The organism is Acinetobacter sp. NIPH1876 (assembly GCF_022808535.1).
In the GTDB taxonomy this organism is placed as follows: domain Bacteria; phylum Pseudomonadota; class Gammaproteobacteria; order Pseudomonadales; family Moraxellaceae; genus Acinetobacter; species Acinetobacter higginsii.
In genome coordinates, this window is sequence record NZ_JALGBR010000014.1 from 46,075 (window position 1) to 61,096 (window position 15,022).

The following is a 15,022-nucleotide window of genomic DNA, read 5'->3' on the forward strand; positions in this document are numbered from 1 at the left end:
AATTGAAAATATGAAATACCAACCGCCCTATACCATCACTTCTAAAATCATCTATTTGATTGCACGAATTAGTGAGAATATAGGGCGTTTAACTGTTTTAGAGGAAATCCAAGATAGTCTGAAACTACGCAAAGCTAATCGTATCTGTACCATTCAAGGTTCACTTGCGATTGACGGAAATACTTTAAGTACAGAACAAATCACGGCATTTTGAATCTCTTTGTAGTCATTTACCCTTCAATTCATTTTTAAAAGAACATTTCCCCTCCATTTTCAACTAATTCCCCCTTATTTCACCGCCTTACTTGAGATTGAAAAATCAACTTGATAAGGTGCTTTAGGTAATTAAAAACTAGAGTTTTTACAGTGGCTAAAATTACAGTTTATGTATGTCGTGATTGTGGCAAGGAGGAGGATATTTGGATTAAACAGTGTCTTCAATGTGGAGCATACAATAGTTTCAGCAAAACAACAGTTGAACGAAAGGCTCAACATCGGGCTACGGCAGGTTTAAGTCATTCTGGCTATGCAGGACAACAACATCATATTACCAAATTAAATATGGTGAAGATGAGTCAGGAACTTAGGTGTTCAACAGGTATAGGAGAATTTGATCGTGTATTAGGTGGTGGGCTGGTCACTGGATCAGTGGTGTTGATTGGCGGTGATCCTGGCATCGGCAAATCAACTTTACTTTTACAAACAGCAACCCATATTGCAAAAAATCAATCGGTTTTATATATCACAGGGGAGGAATCACTGTCACAAGTTGCTATGCGGGCTAAACGATTAGGTTTGCCAATGGACAGACTGGATGTCATGGCAGAAACGAAAGTAGAACGCATTTGCGAAATATTAACGGAACAAAAAACATCTATGGTGATTTTGGATTCCATTCAAACCTTATATACGGAGGCTATTCCTGCTGCATCAGGCAGTACATCACAAATTAAAGAATCAGCCTCAATTTTAACCCGATTTGCCAAGCATGCAGGAATATCTTTACTGATTGTTGGGCACGTCACCAAAGAGAAAGAATTGGCAGGACCAAAAGTACTTGAGCATATGGTTGATTGTGTCTTGCATTTTGAGGGACAAGGTGACTTACAGTATCGAATGATGAGAGCTGTAAAAAACCGCTTTGGGGCTGTAAATGAATTAAGTGTTTTTGAGATGACTGATCAGGGGCTGAGGGAAGTTATAAACCCAGCAACGATTTTTTTGGATCGTTATGGCGAAGCAGTCGCAGGGTCTGTTGTCATGGTTAGTCGAAATGGTGTACGACCATTTTTAGTCGAAGTACAGGCTTTAGTGAGTGAAACAAAAACTACACCTAGACAACTTATTTTAGGTCTGGAGCATAATCGCCTTACTTTGCTGTTGACCATTATGAAAGAACAAGCCAACGTGGATATTCTTGAACATAATGTCTATGTCAATATTGTGGGTGGATTGAAAATTACAGAAACAGCGTCAGATTTAGCCGTGCTATTGGCTTGTGTATCGAGCCTAAAAAATCAACCCTTACCTCACAATATGGCTGTGTTTGGTGAAATTGGTTTATCTGGTGAGATTCGGTCTGTACCCAATGCACAGGAGCGTATCAAGGAAGCCCAAAAGAACGGATTTAAAACTGTAGTTATCCCTAAAGTGAATCAGCCTAAACAGCCTATAGAGTCTATGAACGTGATTGCTGTGGAATATTTGTACCAAGTCTTACAGATTATTTTTGAACAGAATGGTGAGGAACTCAGGCAAGTGGGATAAGCCAAATTGATTTTATCTGACATTATCTACGGCGTTTGCTGTAAAAAATGAGCTTCATCTAGTAAAGTAGCGATCATGGTACAGGTAAAATTTTGTTGTGGTATCTACTTAATTTATTGCCAGTAATGTCGTATTGAAAACCCATACAGAAGAGAACCCAAAGATAGCTAATGAATGCTGAACATCCACTACTGCTAGAGATTCAAAAAGGCGAAAGCAAGACGCTAGAATTTAAACAGCAGTTACCCAAAGGGCAGCAAATCGCCAAGACTTTAATCGCCTTTGCAAATAGTAGTGGCGGTAAGTTGATTGTTGGGGTTTCGGATGATCGGCAATTAGTTGGGATTCAAGAAGATATTTTTGACCTGCAAGATAAAATTACCTCAATGATTTATGAGTTGTGTAGCCCTCAACTGGCAACACAAATCTATATTGAAAATATTGCAGGCGTAGAATTATTGGTTGTGGAAGTGGCTCGTGGAAGTTTATTTCCATATCACCTTAAATCTGTGGGGCGTGAGCAAGGTACATATATCCGCTTAGGTGCAAGTAATCGTGTTGCATCACCTGAAAACATTCAACAACTGGAATTACAACGGCTCAATGTTAGTTTTGATTCGTTAGCAAACTATCAATACCCTTTAGAAAAACTAGATTTAACATTATTGGAAACGGCTTTTAAAGCTGCTGATAAGGCACTTACCTTAGAAAAAATGCTGAACCTAAAGTTGGTTATAGAGGAACAAGGGCAGCATTATGCTAGTCATGGCTTATTGATTTTATTGGGTAAATATGAGCATGTCATGACCCAGTGTGCCAGATTTAAAGGTACGAACATGAGCGTATTTTTAGATCGTAAAGAATATACAGGGGATTTGTTTTCACAAATTGAACAAACAGAAATTTTTATTAAAAATCATTTGTCTTTACGTGCCGAAATTCGTGGCTTAAAGCGTTACGATTATTTGGAAATTCCAGAAAATGCCATCCGTGAAGCCTTAGTCAATGCTTATGTTCATCGGGACTATAGTAATTTTGGACGCAATATTAAAGTTGCTGTTTATGATGATTTGATCAATATTGTATCTCCAGGTGGATTACCGAATGGTTTAACTGAAGCAGATTTGTTGCAAGGACGTTCAGAAATTCGTAATCGGGTATTGGCTCGTGTGTTTAGAGAGCTAGGTTATATTGAGCATTGGGGTAGTGGTCTGCAACGGATAAAACAAATCTGTGAAGCAGAACATTTAACCACACCTGAATTTTTGGAAACTGGTGATTTTTTTGATGTGAAGTTATATCGTCCTGATCAGAATTCTGATGGTGGTATAATAGGTGGTACAATAGATGAATTAGGTGGTACAATCAGTGGTATAATTGAAAGCAATACTTTGACTGAACGCCAAATACAGATTTTAGAATTGATACAAAAACAGCCGAAAATATCTTATCGTGAAATGATTGATCAATTGGGTATTAATAAGTCTGCAATACAAAAGCATTTAGAGGTTCTAAAAGATGCTGGTTGGCTTGAGCGTGTGGGTGGAACACGGGGGTATTGGTTGGTTAAAAAGGAGGTATAATCGTATTTTGTTATATATGATGAATCTCTTGATGGTGAGTACTCGCTAAAATGAAATATCAACCATCTTACAAGATTAACTCTAAAATTATTCACTTGATTGCCCAGATTAGTGAAGCTTTAGGACGTTTAACGGCACTTGCTCAGATTCAGGATGAGCTCAAACTTAGAAAAGCCAATCGAATTAGAACAATTCAGGGTTCACTTGCGATTGAGGGAAATACCCTTAGCGAAGAACAGATCACAGCAATTTTAAATGGTAAGCCTGTGATTGCACCTCCTAAAGAAATTCAGGAAGTCCGTAACGCAATTAAAGCCTATGAACAGTTTCAGCAATGGCAGCCCGCCAGTGAACAGGACTTATTAAAGGCTCACCAAGTATTAATGGCTGGATTAATTGATGAGGTTGGACAGTACCGTCAAGGTGGTCTGAGGGTGATGTCTGGTGATCAAGTTGCACATTTAGCTCCACCACCAAGCCAAGTTGTACGGTTGATGAATGATTTATTGCAATGGTTAGAGCAAAGTGATGAACATCCTTTAATTACCAGTTCTGTATTTCATTATGAGTTTGAATTTATACATCCATTTGCTGATGGTAATGGTCGGATGGGGCGACTGTGGCAAACCTTAATCCTGACCAAGTGGAATCCAATTTTTGCCAATATTCCTGTTGAAAGTTTGATTTATCAAAATCAAAGAGCATATTACGATGCTTTACAGGCGAGTACAGATCAGACTGATTCAGCACCATTTATAGAATTTATTTTGCAGATGATTTTTGATGCGATTCAAAGCTCATCAACCACCGATCAAGTCACCGTACATGATACCGATCAAGCTACCGTACAAGACTGCGATCATGTTCAGCGTTTGATTTCAGTCATGGAACATAGGGAATATAATTTAACAGAGTTAATGTCTTTACTAGGCTTGTCTCATCGTCCGACATTCCAGCAGAATTATCTTAACCCAGCGATAGAAGCGGAGCTGATTGAACGTACTATCCCTGATAAGCCTAAAAGTCCTAAACAAAGATATAGACTAAAAAGAATGTAAATATTTTTAACAGAAAATTTACGCCATTTTTACGCCATTCTAAAAATGTTATTTCATTAAATTTTTGATTTAATTTACTAAATTTGTTTAAAGTGTCCCATCCATCATCGGTGCGACGGAAATACGTGGCTGTAATGATTCAAGTGATTGCATAAAACAGATCTCGGATGTGGACAAGCAAAGAAAGGGCAGCATTATACGAGTTTTGTGATCAATTCACCAATGCCGATCCCCGTCACTTCAATTTTCACTATGTGGATGAGTATCTAGGAGGTGATCATGTTGATTTCTTCGTCAAAAGATAGTCGAAGAAACTAAACAACATACAAGCAAAGACCAGACTGATTCCCGATAAACAAGTCATACTCCAACCACCATGATTCCATGCAAAAATACCGAGTGCTGAACCACAAGCACCACCAGTAAAGTAGGCGGTCATATAAATGGCATTGATACGGGATTTTGCATCAGGACGTAAACGGAAAATCACACTCTGATTGCTAGTATGCACTAAGGCCAATGCCAACTGAATCAAGGCAAAGCCGAGGATATAACTGAATAAAAAGCTTTGCCCAAAATAGAAGCAGACCCAACTCAAGATAAATAAAGCACAACCTATCCAAGTCAATTGGCTGGTATAACCCTGATCTGCATATTTACCGATATATTGCGTAGAGAGGGCACCAAAGATCCCGACCAAAGGCACCATACCAATCAACAGATCTTGCAGATGGTGGGCCGAGGTCAACAGTAGCGCAATTGTTGAATATAGGATACTGACCGCAGCAAAGGCGAAGCCACCTGCCAGTGCACGCAAGAGCAAACGTTTCTCTTGTTTGAGTAACTGCGCCATGGAGACAAATACTTGCCCATAATTCATTTTCATGCGCATGGCATAAGGTAAGCGGCTTTTCAGGGCATAGGCCAAGATCAGCATGAGCACGCCGCTGACCACATAAATCACTTTCCAATGAAACAGATTAGAAAACAAGCCAGCAAGACTGGTGGAAAGTAAAATACCCACCAGTAATCCGCTCATCAAGAAACCAATGACCTCACCCGTCTTTTCGGGTTTCACGGTCATGGTGGCAAGTGGAATTAATACCTGTGCCGCCACGGAGAATAGCCCTGCCATGACAGTACCGAACCAAAGCATAGGTAAGTTGACCGAGAAAGCACTAATAAATAAACCTACAGCACAAAATACCATCAGTAACGGAATGAATTTGGTTTTGTTCACCACATCGCCCATTGGGACAATAAACAGCAGGCCAAGTGCATAAGAGACTTGCGCAAAAGTTACCGTAAGTGCCGCTTGACCTTCAGTCACTGCAAAATACTGCTGAATCGAGTGAATCAAAGGCTGACTATAATAGTTGGCACCCGCACATAAACCACATGCTGCAGCCATAAACCAAAGTAAGGTTTTATTTTGACTAATATCTTGAGGGGCAGACATAATTTTCTCTATTACTGGTTTATGCGGTATAGGCGGTTGCTTCAACTTCAATTTGCATCCCTGTTAATGCCAAGTGTGATACAGGAATAAGGGTACAGACAGGAAAGGCATGCTGCGGCCATAAGTGTTGTATGGTTTGAGCCAAGATTTGAAGTTTCTCCGCATTATGGTCAACCACGAGCATACGTAAAACCGCAATATCTGATAGTTGTGCTTGGGCTGAAGTTAAAGCGTGTTGAATATTATAGAAGACTTGTTGTACCTGTTGGTCAAAATCTTTAGAGAGCTCACCATTTTTATTTTCACCGCCCTGACCTGCAATATGAATGATCCGCATATTGGGTGGAACAATGCTCACATGACTATAGCCATTACTGCGTGGATCATAAAGTTCACTGGGATTGATCATTTTAAAGGTCGGTTTCATCGTGACACATCACATTGAAGATGGAGATGACTCAGTATCAAAGCTCAATCTAACTTGAGGTCAAGAATATTTTGAACCTAAAGCCAGTAGAAGTCAGAATAAATGAGCGATTTTTCCGTATTTGGGTTTTTTAAAAATTAAATTGAAGCGGTGAATTGAGTGAGTGTTTAATATTTGCACCAATATTGTGCAATAAAGCGGCTTTTGCTAGACAAAACCATACAAATATCACTTGAAAAAATGCCTATTTAAGTTTTTTTCATTCTTTTAAATTTTTCTGAGCAACTAACTTCATCTAATTCAGATTTACTGATAAACAAAAATCATCTTTCATTCTCGCTCTTTGATGCTTTGTTATAAATTGTTAGATAAAAACTCGCCGAAAAGACCAATAAAAGTTCAGAGAAGCCAATCCCTCGCTACAACGGCATGATTATGATGCCGATTCAACCAATACATCGGTAGAGCGTCAAAAAATAACCAATGTTGATGAAAATGGATTTGGTTAAACGCTCCTGATGATCCGGATGAGAAGTAGATAGGTTGAATAGATACCCCTGTGACCGTCCAAATCAGGAAGGGTACAGTATAGAAATGAACCGATTCAGTGCGTAAGCGGTTAGATTTGTATGTGAAGAAGAGATGAAAGATCTGCCTTGTTCGATCAAAAGGCAAACCTGCGGATCATACAAGCTCTAAATATAAATGTGAATCATCAGTTCAAAATATAGGTATTTATTAAATAAATATTGGGTGGAAATTTAAAAAAGTTCCATTAGAATCCAAATTTCTACAAAGAATACTCCTGGGGGAAACATTGCTCTTGGCGATGTTTACTTAAGAAAAACTAGCTTGAGGAACGCTCATGCAGATCGGAATCCCAACCGAAACTATCCTCGGTGAAAGTCGCGTAGCGGCAACACCAGAGACAGTTAAGAAGTTGATTAACGCAGGTCATAGTATTGTCATTCAACGTGGTGCTGGTGTTAAAGCTGCGTACATTGACAGTGCTTATGAACAAGTTGGCGCAACCATTACGGACGATGCTTATACAGGCAGCCAAATTATTTTGAAGGTACGTGCCCCTAAAGGCGATGAAATTCAAAAGCTTGCGGCAAATACGACTGTAATTGCAATGTTTGACCCTTACCGCAATCCAGAATTAGACCAGTTTGCAACTCAGCAAGTGTCTGCTTTTGCGTTGGAATTACTGCCACGTACGCTATCACGCGCACAAAACATGGACGTACTTTCTTCTCAAGCAAACTTGGCGGGTTATAAGTCTGTATTGTTAGCTGCGGCTGAATATCAACGTATGTTCCCAATGTTAATGACGGCTGCAGGTACTGTGAAACCTGCGCGTGTTGTGATTATGGGTGTTGGTGTTGCGGGTCTTCAAGCGATTGCGACTGCAAAACGTTTGGGTGCAGTGGTTGAAGCAACTGACTTACGTCCAACAGCTAAAGAGCAGGTTGAGTCTTTAGGCGGTAAATGGCTTGATGTGCCAATGTCCGATGAAGAAAAACAACGTGCTGCTGAAGCTGCGAAAAGCGGCTATGGTTGGCAGCCGGGTGAGCAATACATTAAAGATCAAGCTGCGATTGTAGATAAAGCGGTATCAAATGCTGACATCGTAATCACCACTGCATTGATTCCAGGTCGTAATGCTCCGCGTTTAATTAAAGCTGAAACCGTTGCCAAAATGAAACCGGGTTCTGTCATTTTAGATATGGCAGTTGAAACGGGCGGTAACGTTGAAGGTTCTAAAGAAGGCGAAACAGTCACAACTGAAAATGGCGTGAAGATTTTGGGTATTCCAAATATTCCAGGCACAGTTGCAACTGAAGCATCTGCATTGTATGCACGTAACGTTTTTAACTTCCTTGAGACATTATTCGACAAAGATAAAGCTTTTGCGATCAATCAAGAAGAAGAAATCCAAAAAGCGTTACTTGTGACACATGGCGGTCAAGTACTGCTCAAGCGCGGTTAAGGGAGAGTTCTCATGGTTGAAACGATTACAATTTTCGTCCTTGCCATCTTCGTGGGTTATTACGTGGTTTGGGGTGTAACACCTGCGTTACATACACCACTTATGGCAGTAACCAATGCGTTGTCTTCAATTATTGTTGTTGGAGCAATGATCCAAACTGTGGGTATGCCAGTGATTGGATTAGATGCAAATGTTGCATTTCAAAGCGTAAACGTAGTCAGTGTCCTTGGTGCGATTGCTGTGTTCTTGGCAAGTATCAATATCTTTGGTGGCTTTGCTGTAACTGCGCGTATGCTTGAAATGTTCAAGCCAAAGCAAAAGAAAAAAGAGGGCTAATCGATGGAATTTATTCGAGACTATGCGGAATGGTTCTACCTGATCGGTGCCGTCCTTTTTATCTTAACCTTACGTGGTTTGTCAGGTCCTAAGACTGCGATTGCAGGTAACCGTTACGGTATGATCGCTATGGCGATTGCTGTAGCAACAACGTTCTTTGTTGCAGAACATCCTGTCGTTTGGATGATCGTTGGTGCAATGGTGTTAGGTGGTATTGTTGGTATCGCTCGTGCGAGAACAGTTCCAATGACGCAAATGCCTGAAACAGTTGCATTGATGCACTCATTGGTCGGTTTGGCTGCGGTATTAATTGCAATTGCTGCAATTTTGCATAACAACCAATTGACGGCATTATTTGCTGAAAATGAAGCTGCTTTAACTGCTGCTGGCGTACAACATGCTCATATGAGTAAGGTTCATTTATTTGAATTGTTTGTTGGCTGCTTCGTGGGTGCGATCACATTTACTGCATCTGTATTTGCTTACGGTAAATTAGCTGCGAAGAAATGGGCAAAAACCATTTCTGGTGCATGGGTTAAACCTGTTCAAGCGCTTATCTTTATTGCAATGCTTGCAGCAGGCATCATGTTCTTCTTAACGAATAATATGACTGCATTCTGGGCAATGACAGCACTTGCACTTGCATTTGGCTGGGTATGGATTGCACCAGTCGGTGGTGGTGATATGCCAGTTGTGGTATCACTTTTGAACTCATTCTCTGGTTGGGCTGCGGCAGGTATTGGTTTCACACTTGAAAACAATATGTTGATCGTTGCAGGTTCGCTTGTAGGTTCTTCTGGTGCGATTCTGTCTTACATCATGTGTAAGGCGATGAACCGTTCAATCATCAACGTTTTGTTTGGTGGTGCAATGGGTGGTGCAGCAGTTGCATCGGCAGATAAGGGTGAGCAAGTTCAACGTAACCATCGTTCTGGTTCAGCAGATGACGCAGGCTTCCTGATGTCAAATGCAGACAGCGTTGTGATTGTACCGGGTTATGGTATGGCGCAAGGCCGTGCACAGAATGCGGTGAAAGAATTGTGTGAAATCTTGAAAGAGCAGGGCGTAAAAGTTCGCTTTGCAATTCACCCAGTTGCTGGTCGTATGCCTGGTCACATGAACGTATTGTTAGCAGAAGCAGATGTTGCCTATGAAGACATCTTGGAAATGGATGAGATTAACTCAGATTTCCCTGCAACAGATGTGGTACTGGTGATTGGTGCAAACGACGTGGTGAACCCTGCGGCGAAAGATGATCCGACCTCACCGATTTATGGTATGCCGATTCTTGAGGCGCATAAAGCACGTACGATCATGGTGATCAAGCGCTCTATGGCGACAGGTTATGCTGGCTTAGACAATGACTTGTTCTACAATGAAAAAACCATGATGATCTTTGGTGATGCTAAGAAAGTTGTGGAAGATATGACTAAAGCAATCAATGGTGGTGGTCACTAATCTGACCCTACTTAAGATTGTAAAAGCCACCCTTGGGTGGCTTTTTTATTTGGGGTGATTTGTTTTAAATAAACTTTTCAACCAATTGCATAGATTGTTGATATAGATCCCGTGCCAATTGCTGATTTTTGGCATGCGAAGATTTCCAGTCAGGCATATGGGCGCTGACATATTTTCCGTTGCGATTTTTCCATTCGTCTCCAATTGCCATTTGGGTAATCAGGTTTGCAGGAACAGAGGTTGGGACGAGACCTAGTTTCATTGCCGCATAGACAGGCTTAGGCAGATCGCGATAAATATCCGAAGCGACACCCCCAGGGTGTAGGGCATTATTGGTGATTGAGCTATCAGCGAGTTGTTCTGCCAATGCATTGCTGAGCAGTAAATTGGCAAGCTTGGATTGTCCATAATAAAACAACGGATTGTAAAAGCCTTCTGCGCGGAATTTATTGGGTTTGATTGAACCTACCCAATGTGCAATCGAAGCCAAATGGACAATACGTGCTTGAGGCGATTGTTTTAAAACAGGAAGTAATTTTTGGGTTAATAAAAAATGACCCAAATAATTGACGCCAAACTGTTGCTCAAAACCATCCGCAGTCAGTTGTTTGGTTTTGGCAAATAAGCCTGCATTGTTGATCAACACATCCAGATTGCCATAACGATCTGCAATTTCATCTGCGGCTTTTCGGGTGAGTTCAAGGCTGTTGAGGTCGAGGGAGATGAGGTCAACTTGACCTTGATCGAGTGCACGTAATTTGTTTTGTGCTTGTTGCGCTTTCTGTGGATTTCGGCAGGCTAGAATGACGTGTTGCCCTTGTTTAACCAACTGTTCTGCTGTGGCAAAACCAATGCCTGTATTGGCACCTGTAATCAGTATTTTCACTTCCTGTACTCCAGTTATGCTATTTCTTAGTGGGATTGCAAGAATCTGTATAGTGCTGCAATTTTGACAATTTGTCATGTCAAATTTAAAGATGGGAGATGACTGGTATTTGCTCATCTTTAGATGATACAAGTGTCATTTTTAAGTTTTTGTTTTTTTTATAAGCTTATTGAGTTAGGGCTTAGTCAAAATAGGTATTCTCGGGTAGTCCTTGTAATAACTCAAAAAATTGGTGGATTTGTGCTTCTGTAACACGCGCCGTCGAAATTGGAGGTAATTCATCCTTGCCAAAGAAACCCACCTCAGAGGTTTCGATGCTTGGCTTGAGTTCACCACCAATCAGTTCACACCAAAAAAAGGCTTTATATACGTGCAAGAACATGGCGGGGTGAGGGTGTTTTCTACGATCTGTGAGTGCGAGGAGTTTAACCGCCTTCACCACTAATCCTGTTTCCTCAAGGACTTCTTTTTCAGCATTTTCAGCAGCGGAATAGCCAACATCTGCCCAACCTCCAGGAATAGACCATAAGCCATCCTGTGTCTCTTTGGCTAATAGCAGTTTATTGTCCTTAAAGACAACAGCACGCACATCGATTTTGGGTGTTGCATAGCCAATATCTTGCAAGACATTGGAAATAAAATGAGTGGTATCAATTTCTTTTAATTCAATCAGGGTACGGACGTGATCAAGTAATTGCTCATAACGCTCTTTATCGTATACATCTTTGCTGTAGTGCAAACCTGATTGAGCCAATCCAGTAATCTTATGGAGTGTTTCAATCCATGCGGCTGAATCTTTCATCTTATTCTAGCTGTACTTGAAGAGAGTATTTAATACTAGCACTGCGATTATATTTTACAACGAATGGTCGGAAATTTAGGGCTAAATCGGCTTGTTAGGTGTTCTTGTTTAGAGCTATTTTTGACTTGAATTCGCTATAAAAAAAGCGACCTATTCGGTCGCTTTTTTTGAGGAGCTTTACGCTACAGATTCGGGTGCACGCCATAAGCTTTCTAAGTCGTAGAACTTACGCGCGGTTGGTAACATCACATGTACCACAACAAAACCGAGGTCGATTAAGATCCACTCAGCATCGCGTTCACCTTCGACACCGATTGGGCGGAAACCTGCTTTACGTGCTTCATCAGCAACATTGTCTGCAAGGGCTTTAACATGACGAGTCGATGTACCGCTTGCAATCACAATTGCATCGGCAACATTACTGATCGTACTTACGTCAAGTTCAAGAATATCTTTGGCTTTTACATCAGTGAGAGCTTCATGTACAACGTTTAGGCACGCTTGTACATCTTTGTTCGCTGTTTTGATTTTTAGGTCGTGAGAATTAGAAGCGCTGGGCGATGGTTCTAAATTCATAGAGGGTATATTTTCCTGACAATTACTCATCATCAAATATACCGTTTTTCTCTAAAAAGTTCAAATTTTAGCAGTAACAGTTTATGTATTCACATCATTGGAAAAATACTTATTTTTCCATGCAAAAGATTGATCTGACTGAATTTTTGGTCTGTATTCCGCTGCAATAAGACCTTGGTAGCCACTTTGCTGTAACCAGTCAAAGATTTGTTTGTAGGGGATATTTCCAGTATCAGGTTCATGGCGGTCTGGACAGTCGGCAAATTGGATGTGCCCAATCTGATCGATATTTTCCTGTAATCCCGCTAATACATCTTCACCCATCATGGCCATGTGGTAACAGTCATATTGCATTTTTAGGGCAGGATGATTGATGGCTTCCAGCATTTCTTGGGCTTGGGCAATATTTTGAACCAAGAAACGAGGCATATCAGTGCCATTAATCATTTCAAAAACGGGTTCAATACCTTGTTCGGTGAGCATGTGACACGCCAGTTTTAAATTACTTGCAAGTGTGTTGAGACAAGGCAGCAGATCTGCATCCAGCGGTTGTTTACCTGCCAGAATGTTGACGCGTGGCACATCTAATGCAGTGGCATAACGAATGGCCAACTCAAGCGCTTGATGAAATTCAATTTCTCGCCCCGGCACACCTGCAAGTCCATTGCCGCCTTGCATCAAGTCACCCGCAGGAACATTAATCAGGCAGAGGGACAAATTGTGTTGCTCAAGTTGAGTTCGAATATCAATCACATCGAGTTCATAGGGGAATTGAATTTCTACATGCTGAAAACCGTGAGCGTGTGCTAAGGCGAAACGCTCGATTAAAGGAACTTCAGTGAAGATCATGGATAAATTGACTGCAAGATGGCTCATTTTCAGACTCCCTGAATCAATAATTATTGTTCTGTAATTTTGATGATAGTCGCTAAATCCTTATCAGCAAAGCCATTTTCTTGGTGAGCTTGTAACTGTAATAGAGCTTTTTGTGCCACAGGTATCTTTAAGTTAAAACTCTGTGCCAGAAGTAATGCATTGTTTAAATCTTTTGATAGGGTTTGCACCTTCCATTGTACTGGCTCAAAAGTATGTGTTGCCATACGTGGTGCAAGGATTTGAAAGGGTTTTGAGTCGGCAAAACCACCGGCAAGAGCAGGTGCAAGTAATGCAGTGTCGACGCCTGCTTGATTGGCAAGGGCGACAGCTTCTGCAATCAGGGTGCTATTGGCGGCAACAATCAGCTGATTACAAATTTTAGTCGCTTGTCCTGTACCTGATGTTCCCATACGGGTAACACGCTGTGAGAGTACATTGTAAATCGGGGTGAGCTGCTCAATCGTCTTAGCATCACCTCCTGCAAAAATCACCAATGTACCTTGTTCCGCGCCCATGGTTCCGCCTGATACGGGCGAATCAATCCATGTGACCTGGTGTTGTTGAGCAGATTGAGCCAATTGTTGAGTCGCAGAGACCGATAAGCTGGAGAAATCAACGATGATCTGTTCAGCTTTCAAATATGGTTGAATTTGGGCGAAAACATTTTGCACCGCTTGATCATCGGCTAAACAGGTCAAAATAACAGGGTAGCTGCCGATGTCATTTAGCTTTAAGTGTAATGCACCTTGTTGCTGCAGAGGTTCACATGCAAGTGGACTACGGTTCCAGACCGCCACAGGATAACCTGCTTGTAAGAGTCGGCTGGCCATACGTGTGCCCATTAAACCCATACCCAAGAAAGCGATTGGTGTTTTTTGATTCGCATGCATGTGAATATTCTCCAGTCGGAATTATTTGTATTGGCGCGGCAGGAATTGAACTTCAGGGTTCTTGTCCTTTTTGCGTGCCAGACTACTGTTTTTACCTAAAAGTAGTTTGAGCTGCCAAAGTTTTTCCAAACGTAATGCTTTTTCAGGTTGGTGCTCCATCGCATCTAACACCCGTTTGGCTGCCATAATGGCATCTGGTGAGCGTTGTAAAATCTCTTCCGCAATGATGTTTGCTTTTGCTAATGGATCATTGTCTAAATGGGTCACTAAACCAATTTGTTTGGCATATTCAGCATCAAAGATACGTGCAGTTAAGGTCAGTTCTTTAGCCAAATCAACGCCAATCAGTCCTTTCAATGAACGGGTGAGCCCCATATCTGGTACAAGGCCCCAACGACTTTCCATGATTGACATTTGCGTGCTTGGCGTTGCAATACGAATATCCGCTGCAAGTGCGAGCTGCATGCCTGCACCAAAGCAATAGCCTTCGATTGCTGCAATCACAGGGATCGGCAGGTTCTGCCAGATCAGAAAGGCTTTTTGGAACAGACTTTGCCCTGGTTTGATCAGTTCCCATGCGGCAAAAGCAGTATTTTTAGGATTGTTTAAATCAGAAAGGTCGATGCCTGCACTAAAGACTTGTGCTTCACCAGTGAGAATGACACAGCGGATTGAACGATCTTTTTCAATTTTTTTGGCAGTTGCCACCAGCTCTTTGAGTAAGGCAAAGCTCATTGCATTACGTTTGTCAGGTCGGTTTAGGGAAACTGTTGCGATTCCATTGTTCTTTTCAACGCGTAAAAGTGCCATCTGCCTTACTCTTATTGTGTTTGATTTGATTTGGCAGCATAGCACGAGTCTTTAGGTTGAAACATGACAGGGCAGTCACAAAAAGACGGCCTGTATTTTAA

Annotated in this window: 14 protein-coding genes and 1 pseudogene; 7 read left to right on the plus strand and 8 right to left on the minus strand. The window is 41.3% G+C overall.

Annotated features, from left to right (window positions below; all coding sequences use genetic code 11):
- Positions 1-10: 10 nt before the first annotated feature.
- From MN869_RS15655 to MN869_RS15670, 4 genes and pseudogenes are all read left to right on the plus strand, one after another.
- Positions 11-208, plus strand: a pseudogene (locus tag MN869_RS15655) (cell filamentation protein Fic); the annotation flags it as partial.
- Positions 209-366: 158 nt separating this feature from the next.
- Complete coding sequence (gene radA / locus MN869_RS15660; protein ID WP_004906645.1) at positions 367-1,767, plus strand: DNA repair protein RadA; 1,401 nt, start codon at positions 367-369, stop codon at positions 1,765-1,767.
- A gap of 170 nt (positions 1,768-1,937) precedes the next feature.
- Positions 1,938-3,350 carry a helix-turn-helix domain-containing protein gene (locus tag MN869_RS15665; RefSeq protein WP_004906646.1) on the plus strand — a complete coding sequence of 471 codons (1,413 nt, stop codon included), beginning with the start codon at positions 1,938-1,940 and terminating at the stop codon, positions 3,348-3,350.
- A 50-nt stretch (positions 3,351-3,400) separates the two neighbouring features.
- The gene (locus MN869_RS15670; RefSeq protein ID WP_241288800.1) at positions 3,401-4,408 is read left to right on the plus strand and encodes a Fic family protein; all 1,008 of its coding nucleotides are present in this window, start codon (positions 3,401-3,403) and stop codon (positions 4,406-4,408) included.
- 277 nt (positions 4,409-4,685) lie between these two features.
- Here the strand turns inward: MN869_RS15670 and MN869_RS15675 are convergent, their stop codons facing one another.
- The gene (locus MN869_RS15675) at positions 4,686-5,867 is read right to left on the minus strand and encodes an MFS transporter (RefSeq protein WP_243308594.1); all 1,182 of its coding nucleotides are present in this window, start codon (positions 5,865-5,867) and stop codon (positions 4,686-4,688) included.
- 19 nt (positions 5,868-5,886) lie between these two features.
- Entirely contained in the window at positions 5,887-6,294 is a 408-nt protein-coding gene (locus MN869_RS15680) for a Rid family hydrolase (protein WP_243308595.1), read from the minus strand.
- An 865-nt stretch (positions 6,295-7,159) separates the two neighbouring features.
- Between MN869_RS15680 and MN869_RS15685 the strand changes: the two genes are divergently transcribed.
- Genes MN869_RS15685 through MN869_RS15695 form a run of 3 tightly spaced genes read left to right on the plus strand, consistent with a single transcriptional unit; the run spans position 7,160 to position 10,081 of the window.
- Positions 7,160-8,287, plus strand: a complete 1,128-nt coding sequence (locus tag MN869_RS15685) for a Re/Si-specific NAD(P)(+) transhydrogenase subunit alpha (RefSeq protein WP_016542049.1) — start codon at positions 7,160-7,162, stop codon at positions 8,285-8,287.
- Between the two features lie 12 nt (positions 8,288-8,299).
- Entirely contained in the window at positions 8,300-8,623 is a 324-nt protein-coding gene (locus MN869_RS15690) for a proton-translocating transhydrogenase family protein (protein WP_005051598.1), read from the plus strand.
- 3 nt (positions 8,624-8,626) lie between these two features.
- The gene (locus MN869_RS15695) at positions 8,627-10,081 is read left to right on the plus strand and encodes an NAD(P)(+) transhydrogenase (Re/Si-specific) subunit beta (RefSeq protein WP_005291783.1); all 1,455 of its coding nucleotides are present in this window, start codon (positions 8,627-8,629) and stop codon (positions 10,079-10,081) included.
- Between the two features lie 64 nt (positions 10,082-10,145).
- On the opposite strand, the gene MN869_RS15700 is transcribed toward MN869_RS15695, so the two are convergent.
- The 6 genes from MN869_RS15700 to MN869_RS15725 all read right to left on the minus strand — a co-directional run bounded on the left by MN869_RS15700 (position 10,146) and on the right by MN869_RS15725 (position 14,921).
- Positions 10,146-10,967: an SDR family NAD(P)-dependent oxidoreductase gene (locus tag MN869_RS15700; RefSeq protein ID WP_243308596.1), complete on the minus strand. Its 822-nt coding sequence runs from the start codon at positions 10,965-10,967 to the stop codon at positions 10,146-10,148.
- A 181-nt stretch (positions 10,968-11,148) separates the two neighbouring features.
- Positions 11,149-11,769, minus strand: coding sequence for an NUDIX hydrolase N-terminal domain-containing protein (locus MN869_RS15705; RefSeq protein WP_243308597.1), 621 nt, complete (start codon positions 11,767-11,769; stop codon positions 11,149-11,151).
- A gap of 177 nt (positions 11,770-11,946) precedes the next feature.
- Positions 11,947-12,345: a ribosome silencing factor gene (gene rsfS, locus MN869_RS15710; RefSeq protein WP_004655709.1), complete on the minus strand. Its 399-nt coding sequence runs from the start codon at positions 12,343-12,345 to the stop codon at positions 11,947-11,949.
- Positions 12,346-12,426: 81 nt separating this feature from the next.
- Complete coding sequence (locus tag MN869_RS15715) at positions 12,427-13,221, minus strand: TIM barrel protein (RefSeq protein WP_243308598.1); 795 nt, start codon at positions 13,219-13,221, stop codon at positions 12,427-12,429.
- A gap of 23 nt (positions 13,222-13,244) precedes the next feature.
- Positions 13,245-14,111: an NAD(P)-dependent oxidoreductase gene (locus MN869_RS15720; RefSeq protein WP_243308599.1), complete on the minus strand. Its 867-nt coding sequence runs from the start codon at positions 14,109-14,111 to the stop codon at positions 13,245-13,247.
- Positions 14,112-14,132: 21 nt separating this feature from the next.
- Positions 14,133-14,921, minus strand: coding sequence for a crotonase/enoyl-CoA hydratase family protein (locus MN869_RS15725; protein ID WP_004655703.1), 789 nt, complete (start codon positions 14,919-14,921; stop codon positions 14,133-14,135).
- Positions 14,922-15,022: the final 101 nt, after the last annotated feature.